General features: G+C 61.7%; 20 protein-coding genes and 3 tRNA genes. 10 read left to right on the top strand and 13 right to left on the bottom strand.

What is annotated here, in order from left to right; genetic code table 11:
• Positions 1–6: 6 nt before the first annotated feature.
• From SOP85_RS03505 to SOP85_RS03455, 11 genes are all read right to left on the bottom strand, one after another.
• Complete coding sequence (locus SOP85_RS03505) at positions 7–1,962, bottom strand: acetoacetate--CoA ligase (protein WP_323626076.1); 1,956 nt, start codon at positions 1,960–1,962, stop codon at positions 7–9.
• Positions 1,963–2,114: 152 nt separating this feature from the next.
• Complete coding sequence (locus tag SOP85_RS03500; RefSeq protein WP_323626075.1) at positions 2,115–2,888, bottom strand: 3-hydroxybutyrate dehydrogenase; 774 nt, start codon at positions 2,886–2,888, stop codon at positions 2,115–2,117.
• A gap of 7 nt (positions 2,889–2,895) precedes the next feature.
• Positions 2,896–4,287, bottom strand: coding sequence for a GntP family permease (locus tag SOP85_RS03495; protein ID WP_323626074.1), 1,392 nt, complete (start codon positions 4,285–4,287; stop codon positions 2,896–2,898).
• A gap of 287 nt (positions 4,288–4,574) precedes the next feature.
• The gene (locus SOP85_RS03490) at positions 4,575–5,990 is read right to left on the bottom strand and encodes a sigma-54 interaction domain-containing protein (protein WP_323626073.1); all 1,416 of its coding nucleotides are present in this window, start codon (positions 5,988–5,990) and stop codon (positions 4,575–4,577) included.
• Positions 5,991–6,079: 89 nt separating this feature from the next.
• The gene (locus SOP85_RS03485) at positions 6,080–7,657 is read right to left on the bottom strand and encodes an ABC transporter ATP-binding protein (protein ID WP_323626072.1); all 1,578 of its coding nucleotides are present in this window, start codon (positions 7,655–7,657) and stop codon (positions 6,080–6,082) included.
• A gap of 14 nt (positions 7,658–7,671) precedes the next feature.
• Entirely contained in the window at positions 7,672–8,694 is a 1,023-nt protein-coding gene (locus SOP85_RS03480; RefSeq protein ID WP_274075964.1) for an ABC transporter permease, read from the bottom strand.
• Positions 8,694–9,752, bottom strand: coding sequence for a microcin C ABC transporter permease YejB (locus SOP85_RS03475; RefSeq protein WP_323626071.1), 1,059 nt, complete (start codon positions 9,750–9,752; stop codon positions 8,694–8,696). The genes SOP85_RS03480 and SOP85_RS03475 overlap by 1 nt, the downstream gene beginning before the upstream one ends.
• Positions 9,752–11,620, bottom strand: coding sequence for an extracellular solute-binding protein (locus SOP85_RS03470; RefSeq protein WP_323626070.1), 1,869 nt, complete (start codon positions 11,618–11,620; stop codon positions 9,752–9,754). The genes SOP85_RS03475 and SOP85_RS03470 overlap by 1 nt, the downstream gene beginning before the upstream one ends.
• Positions 11,621–11,755: 135 nt before the next feature.
• Positions 11,756–12,037 carry a peptidylprolyl isomerase gene (locus SOP85_RS03465; RefSeq protein ID WP_059405911.1) on the bottom strand — a complete coding sequence of 94 codons (282 nt, stop codon included), beginning with the start codon at positions 12,035–12,037 and terminating at the stop codon, positions 11,756–11,758.
• 106 nt (positions 12,038–12,143) lie between these two features.
• Positions 12,144–13,025 carry an esterase/lipase family protein gene (locus tag SOP85_RS03460; RefSeq protein WP_323606339.1) on the bottom strand — a complete coding sequence of 294 codons (882 nt, stop codon included), beginning with the start codon at positions 13,023–13,025 and terminating at the stop codon, positions 12,144–12,146.
• 185 nt (positions 13,026–13,210) lie between these two features.
• Positions 13,211–14,287, bottom strand: coding sequence for a 3-deoxy-7-phosphoheptulonate synthase (locus SOP85_RS03455; RefSeq protein WP_323626069.1), 1,077 nt, complete (start codon positions 14,285–14,287; stop codon positions 13,211–13,213).
• Positions 14,288–14,897: 610 nt separating this feature from the next.
• On the opposite strand from SOP85_RS03455, the gene SOP85_RS03450 reads away from it, so the two are divergent.
• The 9 genes from SOP85_RS03450 (at position 14,898) to SOP85_RS03410 (ending at position 21,128) form a co-directional block, all read left to right on the top strand.
• Entirely contained in the window at positions 14,898–15,353 is a 456-nt protein-coding gene (locus SOP85_RS03450) for a GNAT family N-acetyltransferase (protein ID WP_406591699.1), read from the top strand.
• A 127-nt stretch (positions 15,354–15,480) separates the two neighbouring features.
• A complete protein-coding gene (gene gacA / locus SOP85_RS03445; protein WP_008015884.1) occupies positions 15,481–16,122 on the top strand; it encodes a response regulator transcription factor GacA in 642 nt (213 codons plus the stop codon).
• A gap of 2 nt (positions 16,123–16,124) precedes the next feature.
• A complete protein-coding gene (gene uvrC / locus SOP85_RS03440; protein ID WP_274075969.1) occupies positions 16,125–17,948 on the top strand; it encodes an excinuclease ABC subunit UvrC in 1,824 nt (607 codons plus the stop codon).
• Between the two features lie 32 nt (positions 17,949–17,980).
• A complete protein-coding gene (pgsA, locus tag SOP85_RS03435; protein ID WP_274075970.1) occupies positions 17,981–18,541 on the top strand; it encodes a CDP-diacylglycerol--glycerol-3-phosphate 3-phosphatidyltransferase in 561 nt (186 codons plus the stop codon).
• 60 nt (positions 18,542–18,601) lie between these two features.
• Positions 18,602–18,677 (top strand) — tRNA-Gly (locus tag SOP85_RS03430).
• A gap of 45 nt (positions 18,678–18,722) precedes the next feature.
• Positions 18,723–18,796 (top strand) — tRNA-Cys (locus SOP85_RS03425).
• 210 nt (positions 18,797–19,006) lie between these two features.
• Positions 19,007–19,432 carry a LexA family protein gene (locus SOP85_RS03420; protein WP_046820111.1) on the top strand — a complete coding sequence of 142 codons (426 nt, stop codon included), beginning with the start codon at positions 19,007–19,009 and terminating at the stop codon, positions 19,430–19,432.
• Positions 19,425–20,702, top strand: coding sequence for a translesion error-prone DNA polymerase V subunit UmuC (gene umuC, locus SOP85_RS03415; protein WP_323626068.1), 1,278 nt, complete (start codon positions 19,425–19,427; stop codon positions 20,700–20,702). The genes SOP85_RS03420 and umuC overlap by 8 nt, the downstream gene beginning before the upstream one ends.
• 339 nt (positions 20,703–21,041) lie before the next feature.
• Positions 21,042–21,128 (top strand) — tRNA-Leu (locus SOP85_RS03410).
• 191 nt (positions 21,129–21,319) lie between these two features.
• Here the strand turns inward: SOP85_RS03410 and SOP85_RS03405 are convergent.
• Entirely contained in the window at positions 21,320–22,177 is an 858-nt protein-coding gene (locus SOP85_RS03405; RefSeq protein WP_323626067.1) for a TauD/TfdA dioxygenase family protein, read from the bottom strand.
• A 287-nt stretch (positions 22,178–22,464) separates the two neighbouring features.
• Positions 22,465–23,496, bottom strand: coding sequence for an AraC family transcriptional regulator (locus SOP85_RS03400; protein ID WP_323626066.1), 1,032 nt, complete (start codon positions 23,494–23,496; stop codon positions 22,465–22,467).
• Positions 23,497–23,647: 151 nt separating this feature from the next.
• Between SOP85_RS03400 and SOP85_RS03395 the strand changes: the two genes are divergently transcribed.
• On the top strand, positions 23,648–24,973 hold the full coding sequence (locus SOP85_RS03395) for an MFS transporter (RefSeq protein ID WP_274075974.1): 1,326 nt from the start codon (positions 23,648–23,650) through the stop codon (positions 24,971–24,973).
• Positions 24,974–25,036: the final 63 nt, after the last annotated feature.

Raw genomic sequence — 25,036 nt, 5'->3', positions numbered from 1 at the left:
GGTGTTTCAGTCCTGGAGTTCAGGGCGGTTGCGGAATTGCTCGAGCGCTTGGGGATTGGCCAGCGCATCGGTGTTTTTCACCTTTTGCCCGTGCACCACATTGCGCACCGCCAACTCGACGACTTTGCCGCTGATGGTCCGGGGAATGTCGGTGACCGCGACAATCTTCGCCGGCACATGCCGGGGTGTGGTGTTGGCGCGAATGACCTGGCGAATCTGCTGCTGCAACGCCTCGTCGAGTTCCACGCCATCGCGCAGGCGCACGAACAGCACCACCCGTACGTCATCCTGCCATTGCTGACCGATGGCCACGCTGTCGAGCACCTGCGGGACCTTTTCCACCTGGCGATAGATTTCCGCGGTACCGATGCGCACGCCGCCGGGGTTGAGCACCGCGTCCGAACGGCCGTGGATCATCATCGCGCCATGAGGCAGCTGTTCGGCGTAGTCGCCCTGGGCCCAGACCCCGGGAAACTGGCTGAAGTAGGAAGCCTTGAGCTTTTCGCCGTCGGGGTCGTGCCACAGGCCGATGGGCATCGCCGGAAAGTGCCGGGTACACACCAGCTCGCCTTTTTCACCAATCACCGGTTGACCCTGGTCGTTCCATACCTCCACGGCCATGCCCAGGCTCTTGCCCTGGATCTCGCCACGGCGCACCGGCTGCCAGGGGTTGCCGTTGACGAAACAGGAGACGATGTCGGTGCCGCCTGACATCGACGCCAGGCACAGGTCGGCCTTGAAATCGCGATAGACGTAGTCGTAGCTCTGCGGCGACAGCGCCGAACCTGTGCAGAGCAGGGTCTTGAGGCTGCCCAGGTCATGGCTTTGCGCAGGCTTCACGCCGCTGCTTTGCAGAGTGGCGAGGTACTTGGGGCTGGTGCCGAATACCGTGATGCCCTCGTCGTCGATCAGATCGACCAAGCGATCGGCATCCGGCTGGAACGGCGAGCCGTCGTACAGCACCACGGCGCTGCCCACCGCCAGGGCCGAGACCAGCCAGTTCCACATCATCCAGCCGCAGGTGGTGTAGTAGAACAAGCGGTCACCGGGGCCGAGATCGCAATGCAGGCCGTGTTCCTTGACGTGCTGCAGCAGCACGCCGCCGGTGCTGTGGATGATGCATTTGGGCACACCGGTGGTGCCGCTGGAGTAGAGGATGTACAGCGGATGGGCGAAGGGCACCGGGACGAAATCCGGTTCGCCGCCAGGGTCATAGAAGTCGTCCCAGAGCGTGACGTTGGCCGGGGTACGGAAGTCTTCGATGTGAGTTCCGGGCTGTGCGTATGGCACGATGACCAACTGCTGCAAGGTCGGCAGGCGTTCGAGGATTTCGTTGACCTTGGCGGTCTGGTCGATCTCCTTGCCGGCGTAGCGATAACCGGCGCAGGTCACCAGCACTTTCGGTTCGATCTGGCCGAAGCGGTCGATCACCCCCTGGGTGCCGAAGTCTGGCGACGAGCAGGACCAGATGGCCCCGAGGCTGGTGGTGGCGAGCATGGCCACCAGGGTTTGCCAGGTGTTGGGCATGCACGCCGCCACCCGGTCGCCGAGGCCGACACCGGCCGCGATCAAGCCATTCTGGAAGCCGGCGACATGCTCGGCCAGTTCGGCCCAGGTCAGGTGTTCACGCTGACCGTTTTCAGCCACGGCCACCACGGCCACGGCATCGTCGCGACGGCTCAGCAGGTGTTCGGCGAAGTTCAGGGTCGCGCCGGGAAACCACTGGGCGCTGGGCATCTGCGCGCCTTCGAGCAGCACCGCGTCGGGTTGCTCATGGAAGCGGATGTCGAAGAAGTCGACGATGGCCTGCCAGAAGTCCGGACGCTGATCGATCGACCATTGGTGCAGGGCGGGGTAGTCGTCGATGTGCAGGTGGTGGCGTTGATTGATGAAGCGCCGAAAGGCCTCCATGCGGGTCTTTCCGATGCGTTCGGCGCTGGGTTGCCAGAGGATGTCGGACATGAGTTGCCTCTTCTTTATTATTCACGCACAAGCCGAGGTAGACACATTTCATCTGTGGGAGCGGGCTTGCTCGCGAATGCGGTGAGTCAGACACCATAAATGTCGCTGATAGACCACATTCGCGAGCAAGCCCGCTCCCACAGGGTGGATGGTTACTGCGCCAACCACCCACCATCGACATTCCATGCCGCGCCACGCACCTGGGTGCCGGCTTCGCTGCACAGGAACAACACCAGCTCACCCAATTGCGGTGGCGTCACGAATTCCAGCGACGGCTGCTTCTCGGCCAGCAAATCATGCTGCGCCTGCTGCGGGTCGATGCCGGTGGCGGCGCGGTCGTCGATCTGCTTCTGCACCAGCGGCGTCAGCACCCAGCCCGGGCAAATCGCGTTGCAGGTGATGTTGCTGGTGGCGGTTTCCAGGGCGACCACCTTGGTCAGCCCGATCACCCCGTGTTTGGCGGCGACATAGGCGGCTTTGCCGGTCGAACCCACCAGGCCATGCACCGAGGCAATGTTGATCACCCGGCCCCAGCCCTTGGCGCGCATGCCCGGCAGGCTCAGGCGGGTGCTGTGGAACACCGACGACAGGTTGATGGCAATGATCGAGTCCCAGCGCTCCACCGGGAACTCGTCCACCGGCGCCACATACTGGATGCCGGCGTTGTTGACCAGAATGTCGACGCCGCCGAATTCACGCTCGGCGTAGGCGATCATGTCGGCGATCTGCGTCGCGTCGCTGACGTCGGCCGGATGGTGGCCGACCTTGCCGCCGAACTGCTCTACCTCGGCGATCACTTTGGATGCATCGCCAAATCCGTTGAGAATCAGGTTGGCGCCCGCCTTGGCCAGGCTCAGGGCAATGCCCAGGCCGATGCCGCTGGTGGAGCCGGTGACCAGTGCGGTCTTGCCCGAAAGAGTCGTCATCAATACCTCACACAATGCCAGTGGCGTAGAAAGTGCCGATCACTACGAAAACCGCGAGGGTCTTGATCAGCGTAATACAGAAAATGTCTTTGTAGGCCTCGCGGTGGGTCAGGCCGGTCACCGCCAGCAAGGTAATCACCGCGCCGTTGTGCGGCAGGGTGTCCATGCCGCCACTGGCCATGGCGGCCACCCGGTGCAGGACTTCCAGCGGGATGTCGGCGGCGTGGGCGGCTGCGATGAAGTCATTGGCCATGGCCGCCAGCGCAATGCTCATCCCGCCCGACGCAGAACCGGTGATGCCGGCCAGCAGGGTCACGGTAATCGCTTCATTGACCAGCGGATTGGGAATGCTCTTGAGCCAGTCGGCCAAGACCAGGAACCCCGGCAAGGAGGCGATCACTGCGCCAAATCCATACTCCGACGCGGTGTTCATCGCCGCCAGCAACGAACCGCCGACCGCACTTCTACTGCCCTCGGCGAGTTTGCCGCGAATCGCCTGGAAGCCGAACACCAACACCATGAGGATGCCGACCAGCAGCGCGGCTTGAACGGCCCAGATTGCCGTCAGCTTGGCGATTTCAGTGGTCACCGGCGCGGCCATGCCTGGCAGTGCGAGGCTGTGGGTCTTGCCGTACCACTGTGGGATCCATTGGGTAAACAGCAGGTTCATGATGCCCACGGCCAACAGCGGCGACAGGGCGATCCAGGGGTTGGGCAGCTTGATGTCGGCAGCGGTTTCCGGCTCGTTGCGCAGTTCGGTGCCGTAACCCTCACCGGCCAGCTGAGCCTTTTTGCGTTGGCGCTGCAGAAACAGCATGCCGGCGCAGACCACGAAGATCGCGCCGATCAAGCCCAGCCATGGCGCAGCCCAGGCGGTGGTGTTGAAGAAGGTACTGGGGATGATGTTCTGGATCTGCGGGGTGCCGGGCAGGGCGTCCATGGTGAACGAAAAGGCGCCGAGGGCGATGGTCGCCGGGATCAGGCGCTTGGGGATGTTGCTCTGGCGGAACATTTCTGCGGCGAACGGATAGACCGCGAACACCACCACGAACAGCGAGACGCCTCCGTAGGTCAGCAGGGCGCAGACCAGCACGATCACCAGCATCGCCTGGCGGGTGCCAAGCAGGCGAATGGCCGCCGCGACGATCGAGCGCGAAAAACCCGACAGCTCGATGAGCTTGCCGAACACTGCGCCGAGCAGGAACACCGGGAAATACAGCTTGATGAAGCCGACCATTTTTTCCATGAACACCCCGGTGAAGGCAGGGGCGACGGCAGAAGGATCGGTGAGCAGGACGGCGCCGAGGGCGGCAATCGGGGCGAAGAGGATAACGCTGTAGCCACGGTAGGCAGCCAGCATCAGCAGCGTGAGGGCTGCCAAGGCAATGATCACACTCATGGTGTGTCTCCTGGATTGTTATTTTTTTAAGGTAGTACGTTGTGGGGAGGGGCTATAGCGAGATTTGTGCCAAGTGGTTAAGTTGTTGAAATATAAAGAAATAGTAAAGAAGGCCAGGTTGCGATGGTTTGAGTTGTCTCGGTTTTGAGATTTTTGGTGGTCTTTCCGGCCTCTTCGCGAGCAAGCCCGCTCCCACAGGGATACCGTATGGCAGGAAGAATACGATCCCTGTGGGAGCGGGCTTGCTCGCGAAGAGGGCATATCTACCAATGGAGATTTATGTCTCTTTATAGAGACTCGGCAATCCCCAACGCCACCATCTTCTTGTACAACGTCGACCGCCCCAACCCCAATCGTGCCGCCGCTTCAACCACCTTGCCCCCGCATTGCGCCAAGGCGTTTTCAATCAATTGCCGATCAAACCGTTCCCGCGCCGCACTGAACGTCTCATGCGCCACCGGCTCGATACTCAACGGCGCCACGCGCTCAACCGGCATGAACGTGCCGATCGCAGCCCGGATATCCATCTCCGTCAGCCGCAAATCATCACTAAGCAACGCCGCCCGCTCCAGCACGTTACGCAGCTCGCGAATGTTCCCCGGCCAGGCGTGTTGACCCAGCAGCTCCAACGCTTCGCCGTTCAGTTCGTGCTGGCTGCGCAGCTCTTCAAGGATCGCTTCACTGAGGGCGGGCAGGTCGTCGAGACGGTCACGCAGGGGTGGCACCTGGATCGGCAGGACGTTGAGGCGGTAGTACAGGTCGGCGCGAAACTCGCCGCGTTTGATCGCCGCTTCCAGGTCGGTCGAGATCGCGGCGATGACCCGCACATCGCTCTGGATCACCTCGTTGGAGCCGACCGGCTCGAATTCTTTCTCCTGCAGCACCCGCAGCAATTTGCTTTGCAGCGGCAACGGCATGTCGCCGATCTCGTCGAGAAACAGCGTCCCGCCCTGGGCGATCTGCAACTTGCCAGCGCGGCCTTTGCGGTCGGCGCCGGTAAAGGCGCCAGGGGCCGTGCCGAAGAATTCGGCTTCCAGCAGCGATTCGGGGATCGCGGCACTGTTGATGCTGACAAACGCCTTGTGCGCGCGCGGCGATGCATTGTGGATCGCCTGTGCCAGCAGTTCCTTGCCGGTGCCGGTTTCACCGAGCAGCAACACCGGCGACTCGGTGCTCGCGCTGCGCCGGGCGCGGCGCTTGACTTCCAGGCTGGCGGCGCTGGTGCCGATGAAGTGCGCGAAGTTGTAGCGGGTCTGGCGCGCACGCAGCAGCGAGCGCGTGGAAGCCAGCTCTTGCTGCATGCTCATGTAGCGCTTGAGCATCGGTGACAGGCTGCGCAACTCGTCGAACAAGGCAAAACCGATGGCGCCGATCACCTCGCCGGCATCGTCGTGGATCGGCAGGCGCATCACCACCAGCGGTTCCTTGGGGGTGTCCTGCATGTCGAGCAGGATCGGTCGGCCGGTGCGCACCACTTCGCGCAACAGGCTGCCGGGGATAACGCTTTCGCAGGCCTTGCCAATCGCGCTTTCGGCCGATTGCAGGCCGAATCGCTTGGCATAGCGCTCGTTCATCCAGACGATGTTGGCGTCGCGGTCGACGATCACCGTGCCTTCACTGGACTGCTCGATGATCTCGAACAGCGAGCGGATCGCCAGCAGGCGTACGCGCTGGTAGTCCTTGAGGCTTTCGGTGGTGTTCATGGGGGCTGATCCTGATGATGTGTTGCCAGTGGCGGCCTCTTCGCGAGCAAGCTCGCTCCTACAGAAGGCCGCGACGCGGTCTGACTGGATTATGCCTGCCCCACATGTGCCGCCGCCAACAGCTCCTTGGTGTACGGATGCTGCGGCGAATCGAACACGTCGTGGCTGGCGCCGCTTTCGACCACCTTGCCGTCCTTGATCACGATCATGTCGTGGGCCAGGGCACGCACCACCGCCAGGTCATGGCTGATGAACAGGTAGGTCAGCCCGTGTTTTTCCTGAAGCTGGCGCAGCAGGGCGACCACCTGCTTTTGCACGGTACGGTCCAGTGCCGAGGTCGGTTCGTCCAGCAGGATCAGCGCCGGCTTCAACACCAGCGCCCGGGCGATGGCGATGCGCTGGCGCTGGCCACCGGAGAACTCGTGGGGGTAGCGATGCCGGCTTTGCGGGTCGAGCCCGACTTCCTGCAGCGCCCGGATCACCTCGGCGTTGCATTGCTCAGTACTCAACTGGCTATGCACTTCCAGGCCTTCGCTGATGATCTGCGCCACGGACATGCGCGGGCTGAGGCTGCCAAACGGGTCCTGGAACACCACCTGCATTTTCTTGCGCCACGGCCGCAACTGTTTCTGCGTCAGGCCATCGAGTGCCTGGCCCTGGAAGCGGATGCTGCCTTCGGAGTCCAGCAGGCGCAGGATCGCCTGGCCGAGCGTGGACTTGCCGGAACCCGACTCGCCGACGATGCCCAGGGTCTTGCCCCGTTGGATATTCAGGCTGATGCCGTCCACGGCCTTGAGGTAGGTCTTGCGTCGGAACAGTCCGCCACTGACCGGAAACTGCACCCGCAGGTCGTGCACCTCCAGGACTGTCTCGCGTTCGTCCCGGGGCAGCGCTACGCCTTCCGGCTCGGCATTGAGCAGCACGCAGCTGTAAGGGTGTTTCGGTGCGGTGAACATCGTCTCGCAGGTGGCCTGCTCGACAATTTCGCCGGCCTTCATCACGCAGACACGCTGGGCAATGCTGCGCACCAGATTGAGGTCGTGGCTGATCAGCAGCAGCGACATGCCCAGTCGCTGTTGCAGCGACTTGAGTAGCAGCAGGATCTTGCGCTGCACCGTCACGTCCAGCGCCGTGGTCGGTTCATCGGCGATCAACAGTTCCGGCTCGCAGGCCAGGGCCATGGCGATCATCACCCGCTGGCGCTGGCCACCCGATAACTGGTGGGGGTAGGCCTTGAGCCGCTCCTTGGGCTTCTGGATACCCACCAGGTGCAGCAATTCGAGAATCCGCGCCTGTGCCGCCTTGCCGGCCAGGCCTTTGTGCACCAGCAGGGTTTCGCCGATCTGCTTCTCGATACTGTGCAGCGGGTTCAGGGAGGTCATCGGCTCCTGGAAGATCATCGCGATGCGATTACCCCGCAGTTTGCGCAATTTGCTCGCATCGGCGCCCACCAGTTCCTGGCCGCGATAACGGATGCTGCCGGTGGTCTCGGTGCCGCATTCGGGCAGCAGCTGCAGGATCGAGTGGGCGGTCACCGACTTGCCCGAACCCGACTCACCGACCAGCGCCAGGCATTCGCCGGGGCGGATGTCCAGGCACAGGTTGCGCACCACGGTCTGGCCACTGAAGGCCACGCTGAGGTCACGGATTTCGATCAGGTTGCTCATATCAACGGTCCGCTTCACGCACGAGGGTCAAAGGCGTCGCGTAAGGCTTCGCCGATGAACACCAATAGAGAAAGAATCAACGCCAGGGTAAAAAACGCCGTCAGCCCCAGCCAGGGCGCCTGCAGGTTCTGCTTGCCCTGGCCGATCAGTTCGCCCAGGGACGCACTGCCGGCCGGCATGCCGAAGCCGAGGAAATCCAGGGCGGTGAGGGTCGAGATGGCCCCGGTCAGAATGAACGGCAGGTAACTCAGGGTCGCGTTCATGGCGTTGGGCAGGATGTGCCGCACGATCACTTTGCGATCGCTCAGGCCCAGCGCCCGGGCCGCCTTGACGTATTCCAGGTTGCGCCCGCGCAGGAATTCGGCGCGCACTACGTCCACCAGCGCCAGCCAGGAAAACAGCGCCATGATCCCCAGCAACCACCAGAAATTCGGCTCGACGAACCCCGAGAGGATGATCAGCAGGTACAGCACCGGCAACCCGGACCAGACCTCCAGCAGCCGCTGGCCGAGCAAGTCGACCCAGCCACCGTAATAGCCTTGCAACGCGCCGGCGGCGATGCCGATCAGCGCGCTGACGAACGTCAGCATCAAGGCAAACAGGATCGAAACCCGCGCGCCGAAGATCACTCGCGCCAACACGTCCCGCGCCTGGTCGTCAGTGCCCAGCCAATTCACGTTCGATGGCGGGCTCGGGGCCGGTTTGTTCAGGTCGTAGTTCGGTGTGTCGTCGCTGAAGGGGATCGGCGGGAACAGCAGCCAGCCACCGTCCTTCTTGATCAGGTTCTGCACATAATCGCTGCGGTAATCGGCCTGGAAGGGCAGTTGTCCGCCAAATTCCTGCTCGGTGTAGCGCTTGAGGGCAGGGAAGTACAACGATCCCTGATAGCTGACCACCAGCGGTTTGTCGTTGGCGATCAGCTCGCCGCCCAGGGTCAGCAGGAACAGCCCGACAAACAACCATAGCGACCACCAGCCGCGGCGGTTTTTCTTGAAACGCTCGAAGCGGCGTCGGCCCAGCGGCGAAAGCTTGAGCATCAGGCGTTCCTCGCGGCGAAATCGATGCGCGGATCGACCAGGGTGTAGCACAAGTCGCCGACCAGTTTTATCAGCAGGCCGAACAGTGTGAAGATGAACAGCGAACCGAACACCACCGGGTAGTCCCGGGACACGGCCGCCTCGTAGCTCATGCGGCCCAGGCCATCGAGGGAGAAGATCACTTCGATCAGGAGGGAGCCGGCAAAAAACACGCTGATGAAGGCCTGGGGAATCCCCGACACTACCAGCAACATGGCGTTGCGAAACACGTGGCCGTACAGCACCCGGCGCTCGCTCAGGCCCTTGGCGCGGGCGGTGACTACGTACTGGCGAGTGATTTCGTTGAGAAACGAATTCTTGGTCAGGATGGTCAGGGTCGCGAAACCGCCAATCACCAGGGCGGTCACCGGCAGTACCAGGTGCCAGAAGTAATCGGCGACCTTGCCCAGGGTCGACAGCGACTCGAAATTGTCCGAGACCAGCCCGCGCACCGGGAACCAGTTCAGCGAGGTGCCGCCGGCGAACACCACGATCAGGAACATGGCGAACAGGAAGGCCGGCATGGCATAGCCGATGATGATCGCGGTGCTGCTCCAGACATCGAAGTGGCTACCGTGGTGTACGGCCTTGCGGATCCCCAGGGGAATCGACACCAGGTAGGTGATCAGCGTCGCCCAGAGCCCGAGGGAGATGGTGACCGGCATCTTTTCCAGGATCAGGTCGGTGACGGTGGCGCCGCGAAAGAAGCTCTTGCCGAAGTCCAGGCGCGCGTAACTGGTGAGCATCAGCCACAGGCGTTCGGGTGCCGGCTTGTCGAAGCCGTATTGCTTTTCGATGTCCTTGATCAGCTGCGGGTCGAGGCCGCGGCTGGCGCGGGAATGGCTCATGGTCTCGCTGGAACCGCCACCGACATTGGCGCCGCCGATGCCCTGAAGGTGCGCGATGGCCTGTTCCACCGGACCACCCGGGGCGGCCTGGACGATGACGAAGTTGACCAGGAGGATGATCACCAGGGTCGGAAAGATCAGCAGCAGGCGCCGCAGGATATAAGCCCACATCAGTGCGGTCCTCCGGGGCTGCCGCGACGAATCCGCTCGGCGGTCATCTGCTGGTTGGTCAGTGGCGTGGTGCTCATTTCCCACCAGCTCTCGATGGCTTCGTCATTGCTCGCCTGCACGTTCGGTATGCCGAAGCGATTCCACCACACGGTGGAACTGCCCGGCGGGTAATAGTTGGGAATCCAGTAATAGTTCCATTGCAGCACCCGGTCGAGCGCGTGGGCATAGTGCAGCATGTCGGCCTGGGTGTTGGCGCGGATCAGGCCATTGATCAAGGTGTCCACCGCCGGGTTCTTCAACACCATGTAGTTGTTGGCACCGGGGTCGGTCGCCGAGACCGAGGCGAAGTAGTTGATCAGTTCGCCACCGGGGGAGGTGGTGACCGGATAGCCGGTGACGATCATGTCGTAGTCGCGACTCATCAGGCGATTGACGTACTGCGACGAGTCGATGCGGCGGATGTTCAGGTCGATGCCGATCTGTTTCAGGGTGCGCTTGTAGGGCAGGAGCAAGCGGTCCATGCCGTTCTGGCTGACCAGGAAGGTGAAGCTCAGCGGCTCGCCCTCGGCGTTCACCAATTGATCGCCCCGGGGATTCCACCCGGCTTGTTCCAGCAGCTCCAGGGCTTGCAGCTGCTTGTCACGAATCAGGCCGCTGCCATCGGTTTTCGGCGCCTCGAACACTTGACTGAAGACTTCATCGGGGATCTGTCCGCGCAAGGGTTCCAGGATCGCCAGCTCACCGGCATCAGGCAAGCGCCGGGCCGCCAGCTCGGTATTGGAAAAGTAGCTCTGCTGGCGGATGTACAGGTTGCGCATCATCTGCCGGTTGCTCCATTCGAAGTCCCAGAGCATCGCCAGGGCCTGGCGCACCCGGCGGTCCTGGAACATCGGTTTTTGCAGGTTGAACACGAAGCCCTGGGCCGATTGCGGCGCTTCGGTGGCCAGGTGGGCCTTTTGCAGGCGACCGTCGCTCAGTGCGGGGCTGTCGTAGCCAATGGAGTAGCCGGTGGCGGAGAACTCGCGGTTGTAGTCATAGGCGCCGCCGCGCAAAACCTGGCGCGCGACATCTGTGTCGCCGAAGTACTCGATGCTGAAATGGTCGAAGTTGTACAGGCCACGGCTGACCGGCAGGTCCTTGCCCCACCAGTCGCGGTTGCGTTCGAAGGTGATGCTGCGCCCCGAATCGATCTTGCCGACCTTGTACGGCCCGCTGCCCAGGGGCGGCTCGTAACCGCCGCCATCGGCAAAGTCACGGCTCTTCCACCAGTGTTCGGGAAACACCGGCAAGGTCGCGATGTCCAGCGGCAGGGTGCGGTTTTCGTTGTTCTTGAAGTCGAAGCGCACGGTCAATGGCGATTCGACTACCACGCCTTTTACGTCGGCGAACTGCGTGCGATATCGCAGGCTGCCCTGGGTCATCAGCAGGTCGAAGGTGTAGCGCACGTCCTCGGCGGTGATCGGCTTGCCATCGGCAAACCGCGCCTTGGGGTTAAGGAGGAAGCGCAGGGACAGGCCATCGTCGGAGCGCTCCATCTGCTGCGCCACCAGGCCGTACACCGTGTAAGGCTCGTCCAGCGAGCGCTGCGCCAGGGGCGAGTAGAGCAGGCCATCGATCTGGCTCACGCCGATGCCCTTGTCTATGTAAGGCAGGACATGGTCGAAATGCCCGATCTCGATCGCCGAACGGCGCATCGTCCCGCCCTTGGGGGCCTGCGGATTGGTGTAGGCAAAATGACTGAAGCCGGCAGGGTACTTGGCGGGCTCGCCGTAGACGGTCAACGCATGTTGCGGTGCGGCATTCACACCGGCGGCGCCCAGGAGCAGGGCCACGGCAGTGAACAATAAAGTCGGGAAAGCCAGTCGCATTTTCAGCCTTAGAGCCGGGTGGTCGTCAACCACGATTTGTACGCTAGCGGCGCGTCCCTCGCCAGCCGTATTACGTATCTGAAACACGACGGCCCACCAGAAGGCGGGCCGCTGCACAGTAAATCCAGGCGTCTATCAGTCCTGGCGGCTGGTCACTTCCAGCAGGTGGTAGCCGAACTGGGTCTTGACCGGACCTTGCACTACGTTGAGCGGTGCGCTGAAGACCACGGTGTCGAACTCCTTGACCATCTGGCCTGGACCGAACGAGCCCAGGTCACCGCCCTGGCGGCTGGAAGGGCAGGTGGAGTTGGCTTTGGCGACTTCGGCGAAGTCTGCGCCACCCTCGATTTGGGCTTTCAGTTCGTTGCACTTGGCTTCGCTGGCAACAAGGATGTGACGGGCAGTGGCTTTGGCCATGGGAAAACTCTCCATTCAATGTACGGTAAAGTGCTGAGCCTACCGGATTCAGTGGGCTATTTCTCCCCAAAGTTCCGTTGCCAGCGCTCTGGATGGCGGGCCTGGGTCAAAGCCCGGCTTTTTTCAGGCGCTCGGCGTGCTGCACATACAGATCGATCGGGTCGACGCGCCTTACACTTTGACCGCCTGACTGGCGAAGGGTGCCCAGATGGTCCAGCGGATAGTCGGAGCGGATGACGGTGCCCAGGTGGGAGCTGTAGCGGCCGACCAGGCCATCGTTCTGCAAGGGCTCGAGGGAGAAATAACGTGAGAGCGCGCGCATCAGTCCATGGGATGGATCAGCTACCTCAAGTCCTTCAGCCCGCCGCTTGCCCTGCAGGATGCCACTCCAGGAATAGTAGCGCACGCCGTTGACCTGTTCGCGGCCCTTGCCACCCCAGGTCTGCGGCAACCCCTGGGGGTACTTCTGGTTGAAGGCGTTCACGCCTTGCGTGGTCAGGGCGTTCAACGCGGCGACGGCATTTTGCGGCATCCGGCCTTTGCCACTGAGTAACGAAAGAAAGTCGGCGAACAAGGTGGCAATGGTCTCGGCCACGATTTCCGGCAGGTGGCCCGGTGTCAGTGCCTTGCGCAGTAGGTCCGCCAGTTCCGAGCCGTGGTTGGGGCCGCTGACGGACGTCACCGAGGCCACCTTGCCGGGCGCTGTCGCGGCGGCATAGCGTGCGGCCAACGCCCCTTGGCTGTGGCCGATCAGATTGACCTTGTCGGCCCCGGTGCCCTCCAGTACCCGCTGGATCTGCGCCAGCAGCTGTTCGCCGCGTACTTCGTTGCTGTGGGTGGCGGACAGATGCGGGACGAACACCCTCGTGCCAGCGTTGCGCAGGGCCTGCCTGACGTCGTGGAAGAGGTGCACGCTGGCGATCCGCTCGAAGCCGAACAGCCCGTGCACCAGCAGGATGGGATAATGAGTCTTTGCATTCCGTTGCATGTTCATTCCTTTTCCAGGGTTCAAGAAAGTGACTTCGACGTCACTCTAAAGACTCCAGCGCCGCAGCGATGCATGAAATGGCCGCTGTGGCCTGGGGAAAAAGGCATAGGCAGGGTACGAATTCTGGTGGCTGCCGACCCATCTTCGGATGAAGACGGGTTGGTGCAGCCCGATCATGCCGGTGGTCAGCGGGTTTGCTGTGCCCGCAGCCGTTCTGCCGCCTGGCGCAACAGTTGCTCTGTCGCGCTCCAGCCCAGGCAGCCGTCGGTGACTGAAACGCCGTACTTCAGCGACGGGCTCAGCGGTTGGCAGCCTTCGAACAAATGACTTTCGATCATCATGCCGATCAGCGAGCGATCGCCCTGCAGGCGTTGTTCCAGCACGTCGTTGAACACGGCGGGTTGGCGCAGCGGATCCTTACCGCTGTTGGCGTGGCTGCAGTCGACCATGATCCGGGCCGGGATCTTCAGTCGAGTCAAGTCGCCGTGGACGCGGGCGACGCTGGCGCGGTCGTAGTTCGGTCCGTGATGACCGCCGCGCAGCACCAGGTGGGTGTCGGCATTGCCCGGGGTCTGGATGATCGCGGGGTGACCCTGGCTGTCGACGCCGAAGTGGCGATGTGGATGGGCGGCCGAGCGCATGGCGTCACAGGCGACGCCGACACCGCCATCGGTGCCGTTCTTGAAGCCTACCGGCATGCCCAGGCCGCTGGCCATCTCGCGATGGATCTGCGACTCGGTGGTGCGGGCGCCGATGGCCACCCAGCTCAGCAGGTCGTCGAAGTACCCGGCGGCCATGGGTTGCAGCAGTTCGGTCGCCACCGGCAGGCCGAGCATGAGCATTTCCCGCATCAGTTCGCGGGACAGGGTCAGGCCGCCGGCCATGTCATCGCTGCCATCGAGGTGCGGGTCGTACGCCAGGCCTTTCCAGCCCACCGTGGTGCGAGGTTTTTCGACGTAGGCGCGCATCACCAGGAGCATCTGGTCGCTGACGTCGGCGCTCAGGCGGGCCAGGTTGTCGGCGTATTCAAGAGCGGATTGCGGGTCGTGGATCGAGCAGGGGCCGACGATGACCAGCAGACGGGAGTCTTCACCGTCGAGGATTGCGCGAACCGCCTGGCGGTGAGTCGCGACTTGCCGGGCCAAGGCGTTGGTCAGTGGCAATTGCTGCTTGAGTTGCAACGAACTGGGCAGGCGCAGGGTCAGCGCTTCGTTGGCAGAGGTGAGGGTCGACAGTGGCAGAGCAGAGACGGACGAATTCATGTTCAGGCTTCCTGGGCGGCGGCGGGTTCATTCCCGCGCGCTCGGCCCTACTGGGGTGTTCGACAATTGGCCGGATTGGCTGCGTGTGTGTGCTTGCCACCTGTGGGTGACCGATCGGAGGCGGCAGGCTGTCCCGAGCGGAGGGTGGTAAATCGCCAGGCGGTAAAACTGTCGTGACGGTAATAAGTGGCGTAGTTCATTTCTAAAATCCTCTTGATGGCGGTGTGTCGCTAAATGTGTTCGGGCCCAAAAAACAAAACCCCCGGTCGGGAGGCCGACCGGGGGTTGAGAATTCTCTGGTGGCGACCCGTTTGAAGTGGGCGCCGTGTGGGTATCAGGCGCGCCAGTGGCTAAACCAATACCCAAAATAAAAGTTTGCCGGAGTGCACACGTCATTCACCCGGGCAGCCGCAACCGAGCGCGGGGCGCTGGCGGTATGAAGCGGTGGGCGGGCGTTGAACATGGTCTGTCTCCGATGAGTGCACCGAGCTTACTAGAGGCTGGTACGAGGTTTCAATCAGAAAATGCTATCGCTCGGCGCCGGCGTTTTCTATCGCTTGAGCGCCGATGAAGATGTGCCACACTTCTGGTTTTTTGCCACGGGATCAGCATGACGCCATTGATCGATGTTGACTGGCGCCCGGCGACCGATCACGACCTCGATTTCGCCCGGGACCTGACACGCATCAATATGCTGCGCTATTACATCCAGCACGATCTGTTGTGGCTGGACGAAGCGTTCGATGTCGCCTGGGCGGGGCGTGACAACCGGGTGATCGTGCACTTTGATCGTCGGCTGGGGTTCGTCAGCCTGAGCCGGGATGCCCGGGCGCTGTACATCCGCGAACTTCAGGTTGGCCAGGCGTATCGAGGGCAGGGGGCTGGTTCCTGGGCGATCGATCAGGTATTGGCGCTGGCGTGCAGGGAAGGGCGCGGGGCCCTGCGCTTGACGGTGTTTGAAAATAATCCGGCGCGAGCCCTGTACGAACGCAAGGGCTTGAAAGTGGTGGGCAGGGACGAGTGTTTCCTGCGCATGGAGCGTGAAGCCTCCGCAGCAATGCTCTGAAACACGCTGGCGACAAGCCCTGCAAGACGAGTGGAAACTTTTTATATAACGCTTGCCGCTAGGTCTGCCAGTTGCTTTTTGCTAAGGTGGCGGGCAATCCAACAAGATCATATCGCGGGGTGTCTGCTTGATTAGGGTGCTAGTAGTCGATGACCATGATCTCGTTCGTACAGGCATTACACGAATGCTGGCTGACATCGATGGCCTGCAAGTAGTCGGCCAGGCAGAGTCCGGGGAAGAGTCCCTGCTGAAGGCGCGCGAGTTGAAACCCGATGTGGTCCTGATGGACGTCAAGATGCCCGGGATCGGCGGTCTTGAAGCCACCCGCAAATTATTGCGCAGCCATCCCGACATCAAGGTCGTCGCGGTGACCGTGTGCGAGGAAGATCCGTTTCCCACGCGACTGTTGCAAGCCGGTGCGGCAGGCTACCTGACCAAGGGCGCCGGATTGCCGGAAATGGTCCAGGCCATCCGCCTGGTGTTTGCCGGTCAGCGCTACATCAGCCCGCAAATTGCCCAGCAACTGGCGATCAAGTCTTTCCAGCCAACCAACGATTCGCCCTTTGACGCCCTCTCGGAACGGGAGATCCAGATCGCGTTGATGATCGTCGGCTGCCAGAAAGTCCAGATCATCTCCGACAAGTTGTGCCTGTCGCCAAAAACCGTGAACACCTACCGTTATCGCATTTTCGAAAAGCTTTCGATCAGCAGCGATGTCGAGTTGACGCTGTTGGCGGTTCGTCACGGCATGGTTGATGCCAGCCTCTGAAAATGACTGAAATCTTCGATCCAAGCGCCTTCCTGTCGACGGTCAGCGGGCGACCCGGTGTGTATCGCATGTTCGACAGCGACGCACGCCTGCTCTACGTCGGCAAGGCCAAGAACCTCAAGAATCGCCTGTCGAGCTATTTCCGCAAAACCGGCCTGGCGCCCAAGACCGCGGCGCTGGTGGCCCGCATCGCCCAGGTCGAAACGACCATCACGGCCAATGAAACCGAGGCGTTGCTGCTTGAGCAGACGCTGATCAAGGAATGGCGTCCGCCGTACAACATCCTGCTGCGCGACGACAAATCCTACCCTTACGTGTTTCTCTCTGACGGCCAGTTTCCGCGCTTGAGCATCCACCGCGGGGCGAAGAAGGCCAAGGGCAAATACTTCGGCCCCTATCCGAGTGCCGGCGCGATTCGCGAAAGCCTGAGCCTGTTGCAGAAGACCTTTTTCGTCCGTCAGTGCGAAGACAGCTACTACAAGAATCGCACGCGGCCTTGCCTGCAATACCAGATCAAGCGCTGCAAGGCGCCTTGTGTCGGCCTGGTCGACCCGCAGGTGTATGCCGAAGACGTGCGTCACTCGGTGATGTTCCTCGAAGGGCGCAGCAATGCACTGACCGATGAGTTGTCGGCGGCCATGGAAGAGGCGGCGATCAACCTCGAGTTCGAGCGTGCTGCCGAATTGCGCGATCAGATTTCGCTGCTGCGCCGGGTCCAGGATCAACAGAGCATGGAAGGCGGCACGGGTGACGTCGACGTGATTGCCGCGTTCGTCAACCCGGGCGGTGCCTGCGTTCACCTGATCAGCGTGCGCGGCGGGCGAGTGCTGGGCAGCAAGAACTTCTTCCCGCAGGTGGGTATCGAGGAGGACGTTTCCGAGGTCATGGCGGCGTTTCTCGGCCAGTACTATGTCAGCAGCCCCGAACGCGACTTGCCCAGCGAGCTGATCGTCAATGTGGTCCACGAAGATTTCCCGACACTGATCGCGGCCATTCACGAGCTGCGCGGTCGCGAATTGACCATCAGCCACAGAGTGCGCGGTACCCGTGCGCGCTGGCAGCAACTGGCGGTAACCAATGCCGAGCAGGCCCTGGGTGCGCGCCTGGCCAACCGGCAACACGTTGCCGCGCGTTTCGATGCCCTGGCAGAAGTGCTCAAGCTGGATGAACCGCCCCAGCGCCTCGAGTGTTATGACATCAGCCACTCCAGCGGGGAGGCGACCGTGGCTTCGTGCGTGGTGTTTGGCCCCGAAGGCCCGATCAAGTCCGATTACCGACGCTACAACATCGAAGGCGTTACCGCGGGCGATGACTACGCGGCCATGCACCAGGCCCTGACCCGACGCTTCAGCAAGCTCAAGGACGGGGAGGGCAAGCTGCCCGACATCCTCCTGGTCGATGGCGGCAAGGGCCAGCTGTCGATGGCCCGCGACGTGCTCAACGAGCTGGCGGTGCCCGACCTGATCCTGCTCGGCGTGGCCAAGGGCGCGACGCGCAAGGCCGGTTTCGAAACCCTGTACCTCAACGACGCCGCCCACGAATTCACCTTGCGCGGTGATTCCCCCGCGCTGCACCTTATCCAGCAGATCCGCGACGAAGCCCACCGTTTTGCGATTACCGGGCACCGCGCGCGCCGCGGCAAGACCCGCCGCACCTCGACGCTGGAAGGCGTTGCCGGGGTGGGGCCGACACGTCGGCGCGATTTGCTCAAACATTTTGGTGGATTGCAGGAGCTGTCTCGTGCCAGCATCGACGAAATCGCCAAAGCCCCCGGGATCAGTAAAAAGCTCGCAGAGTTGATTTATGCAAATCTGCACAGCGAGTAGAATGCCCCCTCACCTCGTAGCCAGTTGTGCCGATGAATATCCCTAATCTGATTACCGTTCTACGCGTCCTGCTCATACCGATCTTCATTTTGCTGTTCTACCTGCCGTACCACTGGAGTTACCTGGCGTCAGCCTCGGTCTTCGCCTTTGCCGCCGCCACCGACTGGCTGGACGGGTACCTGGCCCGACGCCTGGAACAAAGCACGCCGTTCGGGGCCTTCCTCGACCCCGTGGCCGACAAGCTGATGGTCGCCGTGGCCTTGGTGTTGCTGGTACAGGAACACGGCAACCTGTGGCTCACGCTGCCGGCTGCGGTGATCATCGGTCGCGAGATCGTGGTCTCGGCGCTACGCGAATGGATGGCCGAACTCGGCGCCCGTGCGCACGTGGCCGTGTCGAACCTGGGCAAATGGAAAACCGCCGCGCAAATGCTGGCGCTGGTGATCCTGCTGGCCAATCCATCGGACTTCAGCTTCTGGGTCCTGCTGGGCTACACCCTGCTGATGGTGTCCGCGGGCCTGACATTGTGGTCCATGGTCCAGTACTTGCGGGCGGCCTGGCCGCATCTGCGTACCGACGTGCAAAAGAAATAAAACTTTTTTGAATCAAGGGGTTGACGGCGCTTCTGATTTCTATAGAATGCGCCACACCAAGCGGGAATAGCTCAGTTGGTAGAGCACGACCTTGCCAAGGTCGGGGTCGCGAGTTCGAGTCTCGTTTCCCGCTCCAAGTTTTACGCATTTGATGTCGCGCTACTGACAACAGATGTTTTGAGGCCGAGTAGCAAAATGGTTATGCAGCGGATTGCAAATCCGCCTACGCCGGTTCGATTCCGACCTCGGCCTCCACTATAAATAGCCCCGCAGATTAACGTCTGCGGGGTTTTTTATTGCTCTCAGGAAAGTGATGTGTTCCGCAACTTTTGCAAGGCTTTCCGCAACCACCGCACCGATTGCTCATTGACTCACCCACCCATCAGATTTTTCCTACAAAAAAATTGACCGCAAGGCCTTCTGGACGTTAACTGTATATTCGTACAGTATTGGAAGTCGTGCGTCATGAGCTTTGCAATTTTAGGACCTATCGGCCAGGGCGGTCGGAAACTGCCGCTCTGCCTGTTCCAGGTGCCGGCAGGTTTTCCATCGCCAGCAGCGGACCACATCGAGGCGCACATCTCTCTGGATGAGGTGCTGAACATCCGTGCACCGCACGTCTACCTGGTATCGATCACCGGGGAGAGCATGCAGGGCGCCGGGATTTTCGAGGGGGACCTGGCGATCGTGGATCGCTCGCTTGAACCGGCCCATGGCCATATCGTCGTGGCCTTGCTGAACAACGATCCGGTCTGCAAGCGCCTGTGCATTCGCGGCAAGGACGTGATCCTGCTGTCGGAGAACCCCAAATACCCGCCGCGTTATGTACTGGAAAGTGACGAGCTGTCGATCTGGGGTGTGATCACCGGCAGTGTGCGCAGCCATGTCTAAGCCAGTGCCAGTCTTCGGTCTGATCGATTGCAACAGCTTCTATGCCAGCTGCGAGCGGGTGTTTCGCCCGGACCTGGCCAAGGTCCCGATCGTCGTCCTGTCGAACAACGATGGCTGTGTCATCGCGCGCAGCTACGACGCCAAGCCCTTCGTGAAAATGGGCGAGCCGTATTTCCAGATAAAGAACAAGCTCCGCCAGCAAGGCATCGTCGCCTTCTCGTCGAACTATACGCTGTATGGCGACATGAGCGAGCGGGTGATGACGCTGATCGAGTCGATGGTGCCGGCGGTCGAGGTCTACAGCATCGATGAGGCGTTTGCCGACCTGACCGGTATCGAAGGCCTGGACGTACTGGGTCGACGGATTCGCAGCCAGGTTTTGCGCTGCACCGGTATCCCGGTCGGCGTTGGCATCGCACCCACCAAGACCCTGGCCAAGCTGGCCAATCACACGGCGAAACGCTTGCAGGCGCAGACTGGCGGCGTAGTGAACATCTGCGATCCGGTAAAACGTGACTGGGTACTGCGCAACACCGACGTGGGTGAGGTATGGGGTGTGGGCCGGCGCATGAAAGTGCACTTGAACACACTGGGCATCAAGTCGGCCATGGACCTGGCCAAGGCGGACGCCTGGTCGCTGCGCAAGCACTTCAGCGTGGTGATCGAGAAGACCGCCCGGGAACTGGCCGGCACCCCGTGTCTGGAACTGGATGAACCAGATCCGCCGAAGCAGGAGATCTGCTGCAGCCGAATGTTCGGCATGCGGCTCAAGGAGCTTGCACCGATCAAGGAGGCCGTCGCCACCTACATGATGCGCGCCTCGGAAAAGCTCAGGGCGCAGCATTCCCTGTGCAAGAAGATCCGGGTCAGCATCCGGACCGGCATGTTCAACCCCGAGGAAGCCAAATACGCCAACGGTGTGGTGGTGGAGCTACCGTATCCAACGGATGACGTGCGTCTGCTGACCAGGACGGCGGTCGACGCGCTTGATCGAGTATTCCGCCCCGGCTTCGCCTACAGCAAAGCGGAGGTCATGCTGCTGAACCTGTGCCAGCCAGGCGAGTACACCGATGATTTGTTTGCCACCTCGCAACCGGCCGGGGCAAGCCGGGTCATGGCGGTGCTGGACCAGATCAATGGCCGGTGGGGAAGGGGGACGCTTCGCGCGGCCAGTGTGCCGACCAATCCCGACTGGGGCATGCGCCGGGAAATGATGAGCCAGAGCTACACCACGAGGCTGGATCAGCTATGGAGGGTGTCATGTGTTTGATTTCGCGCTGCAGCAAGACCACCCCATCGGCGCGGTCCTTGTGGGGGTAGAAATCGGAGACTTCCCCGGTTTCAGGCATTGGCTGGCGCGGCGGCTGGATGTGCCTGGGTTATGCTGATAAGCTGTTGAAATATAAAGTGATATTCCGGTTCTTGCGATGTGCTGGGCGCGGGGTCACCATCGATCTTGCCCAGCACTGTAAAAAAGCTCCGTAGATCCATGATTTAAGAAGCTTTTTTTTACGCAATCGGCTCGATCCAATCGCCAAAAAACACCGTCGCAAACTTGCTTCACCCGGACGGGATGTATATATTCCCCCCTCTGCTTCACCGCGCTACCGCCCGAATGGCGAAACTGGTAGACGCATGGGACTTAAAATCCCCCGCTCGTAAGGGCGTGCCGGTTCGATTCCGGCTTCGGGCACCATATATATCAAAGGCTTACGCTTGATGGCGTAGGCCTTTTTTGTTGGGCGCAAACGGGGTCGATCTCCCGGAAAAACGCCGTAACAGCGGTTTGGGTGACGGGCGGCTATTGGCCGTTTCGTCCAATGGTAAAGAACGACCCAAAGGAGACGCTCAGCAGCGTCTCTGGGGTCTGAACCGGTTGACTACTGATCAGTAGGGTTTGTCACCGATAATAGCCGCGCGCTCCATCTTGCGATGGCAAGGCGGATAGTCCATCACGGCATAGTGTTGGGTGCAGCGGTTATCCCAAATCGCCACGCTGTTTTTCTTCCAACGCCAGCGCACCTGATACTCGGGATTGTAGGCCTGGCTGATCAGGTACTTGAGCAGGTCGACGCCGGCCTGGTTGTAATCCTGGCCGAAACGGACACGGCCATCGCGGTGGTAATTGACGAAGTGTGTGGCGTAGGCATTGACGAACAGCACCTTCTCGCCGGTTTCCGGGTGGGTGCGCACGACCGGATGCTCAGAATCCGGGTACTGCGCCTTCATCGCCAGGCGCTTTTCCCTGGGCATGGCGGCGGCGAAGGAGGCGTTGAAGCTATGGCTGGCGATCAGGTTGCCAATTTCCTGTTTCACGTCCGCCGGCAGCTTGTCATAGGCCAGCACCATGTTGGCCCACATGGTGTCACCGCCGACCGGAGGGCATTCGATGCAACGCAGCACCGCGCCCATCGGCGGCGATTCACGCCAGGTGGCATCGCAGTGCCAGGCATTTTCATAGCGGTCCGCCGGGTTCTCGGGGGTCTTGCAGATTTGCACGAGGCCGGGCGCTTCGGGATGGCTGGGCAGCATCGGGTGGGTTTCGAGCTGCCCCATGCGCAGGGAAAAAGCCTCGTGATCGCGACGGGAAAGTTTGTCCAGATCCTGGTCACGCAGGAACAGCACCTTGTGTTTGAGCAGTGCGGCGTAAATTTCGTTGAACAGGTCGTCATCGCGCACTGCGTCGCCCAGGTTCACATCGAGCAGTTCCGCGCCGATGGCGCAGGTCAGTTGTTCGACTCGCATTGTGTCTCCATTTACTTGGTCTATGGCCGGGCCGTGGGCGTGACAGATGAAAGCCATGCCTTGAGTGACGGCGGCGCTTGTTATTGTTGATCCAGTTTTTTGGCTGCGGCGGTGTGGGACAGGTGAATCCGCGGGAGGCTGCGGCAGGAGCCGACAACGATGCCGCGCGCCTATCCTAGTTGGCAGGCACGGGCAATCCTGTGCATTTCAGGACGTTTTCTTAGCGCATTGGGACAAAGTCGGTCCGCTCGCGGGCGCGCTCCCTTGGGATCGCCCGTTCCACTTACTCAGGTGAGTGACCCGGGTGTCACCTGGCTCTCTCGGTAGGCTGTGACCCAACTCGATGGCGTCTGGCCAAACTGGCAACGGAACCAGCGGGAAAAGTCACCGGCAGAGGAAAAACCAAGCAGCTCGGCGACCTCATATAACCGGCGCTTGCTGTTGGCCAGGTACTCTTCGGCGAGTTCGGCACGCACGGCATTGATGATGGTGGTGACGCTTTGCCCTTCCTCCGCGAGGTGCCGGTTCAGCGTGCGTCGATGCACGCCGAGGTGCTGGGCAACGCCATCGACGGAACACAGCCCGCCCGGCAACAACATCTTGACCACCTGGCGCACCTGCTGCGCCGGCTCGTCGCGCAGGTTGGCCAACAGCAGGTCCAGGGATCGCTTCACTTCGCGATGCAGCGTCGGGTCTGCCGCGGGAATGGCCGCGTCGAGATCGCGGGCGCGGCAAACGATGGCATTGAACTCCTGGGAAAACTCGATCGCCGTGCCCAGCACGCGGTGATGGACTTCCAGGCTGGCGGGTCGCTCGTGGGTAAAGCTGACCCTGACTGGCCGGAAAGTCTGGCCGCTGAGATTGTTCAAGGTGCGCACGATAATCCCCGTCGCCTGTTCGATCGCCTGGCGCCAGACGCCATGATGACCCTGCATGTTCACACCCATATGCAACAGGACCAGGTCCCCGACATCTTCAAGCCGCAGCTCCACGCCGGCGTTATGCAACCGGGCGTAACGCGCGCAGGACAGCAAGGCTGCGCGCAGGGTCGGCTCTTCGCGAATGAGCAGCGCCAGCATGCCGAAGTTGGACAGTTGCCTCGATTGCGCCAGCAACAGCCCGAACGCCTCATGGCCAGACAGGCGCGCCGACTCTTCCAGCAGCCAGCCGACCGAATCGCTGCTGATCATGATGTTCGGATCGGCCAGGGTACTGGCCGGCAGCTTGGCCAGGCGCAGCATGCGAAACGGGTCCAGCCCTACGGAGCGGGCCACTTGCTCATAGTGGGTCAGGCTGGCACTGCGGGTCAGGGTGTACATGCTGGGCTGTCCCAATTTCACAAGAATGTGTCCTGCGAAGCTTAGTGCAGGACGCCCCGCCAGAGCTACCTTCAGGTCACTGATAATAGTGGAGGCAGAGCCGTATTGGCCATCCGCTGGATAACAACAATAAAACCCATGAGGAGGCTGCATGGCCTTTCACCCAATCGCCGACGATGACGACGCTGGTTGCGTCAACGTTGCGCGTAGATATGCCTGGATTGTCTTTGCACTGACCTTCGGCCTGTTGATTTCCGATTACATGTCGCGCCAGGTGCTCAATGCGGTGTTCCCGCTGCTCAAGAGCGAGTGGGCACTGAGTGACGGCCAGCTCGGCCTGCTCAGTGGCATTGTCGCCCTGATGGTCGGCCTGCTGACGTTCCCGCTGTCGCTGATGGCCGACCGTTTCGGCCGGGTCAAGAGCCTGGCGCTGATGGCGCTACTGTGGAGCCTGGCAACTTTGGGCTGCGCCTTGGCGCAGGACTACCCGCAGATGTTCATCGCGCGGTTCATGGTAGGCGTCGGCGAAGCCGCCTACGGCAGCGTTGGCATCGCGGTGGTGATTTCGGTATTCCCAAAACACATGCGCGCCACCCTGGCCAGCGCGTTCATGGCCGGCGGCTTGTTCGGCGCTGTGCTGGGCATGGCCCTGGGCGGCGCGATCGCCGCCAAGCTGGGCTGGCGCTGGTCATTTGCCGGCATGGCGTTGTTCGGCCTGTGCCTGGCGGTACTGTATCCAATCATCGTCAAGGAAGCGCGCATTGCGCCGCAACGTGCGGCGCGGGCCCTGAACCAGGGCGCGCAGGTCCAGCGCCCGTTGCGCACCCTGTGGTCCAGCCGTTCGGTGGTGGCGACCTATTTCGGCAGTGGTTTGCAGTTGTTTGTCGGCGGCACGGTGATGGTGTGGATTCCCAGCTACCTGAACCGCTACTACGACATGCCGACGGACAAGGCCGGCGGCCTGGCAGCGCTCATTGTGCTGTGCAGCGGTGTGGGGATGATTCTGTGCGGCATGCTCAGCGATCGGCTGTGTCGCAACTCACCGGAGCGCAAGGTCAGCCTGGCCATCGCCTTCTGCCTGGGCAGTTGCCTGCTCTTGTCGGCGGCGTTCGCGCTGCAGGCGGGGCCCGTGCAATTGCTGTTGATTTGCCTCGGCATGTTGATTGCCACCGGGACCACGGGCCCGGCTGGCGCGATGGTCGCCAACCTGACCCATTACTCGGTACACGGCACGGCGTTTGCCACGTTGACCCTGGCCAACAACCTGCTCGGCCTGGCCCCGGGGCCATTCATTACCGGCCGGGTTTCCGACCTGATCGGCCTGCATGCCGCGTTTCAACTGGTGCCACTGGTCAGCCTCGCGGCCGCGGCGGTGTTCTTTTACGCCAAGTGTCACTACCACAAAGATATTGCCCGTTTAACGGGTGACAGCGTCGCAGCCCCTGTCAGTGACGCCGCGTTAGAGGTGAAGTTGTGAGTCGTTTTTCAAGTGTTGATGTGTTTTTCGATCGCCCCTGGAACCTGATCGGCAAGCGCAAGC

Source organism: Pseudomonas sp. YuFO20, from assembly GCF_035064975.1.
Classification (GTDB): domain Bacteria; phylum Pseudomonadota; class Gammaproteobacteria; order Pseudomonadales; family Pseudomonadaceae; genus Aquipseudomonas; species Aquipseudomonas putida_AE.
This window is presented reverse-complemented; position numbering and strand designations above follow the sequence as displayed.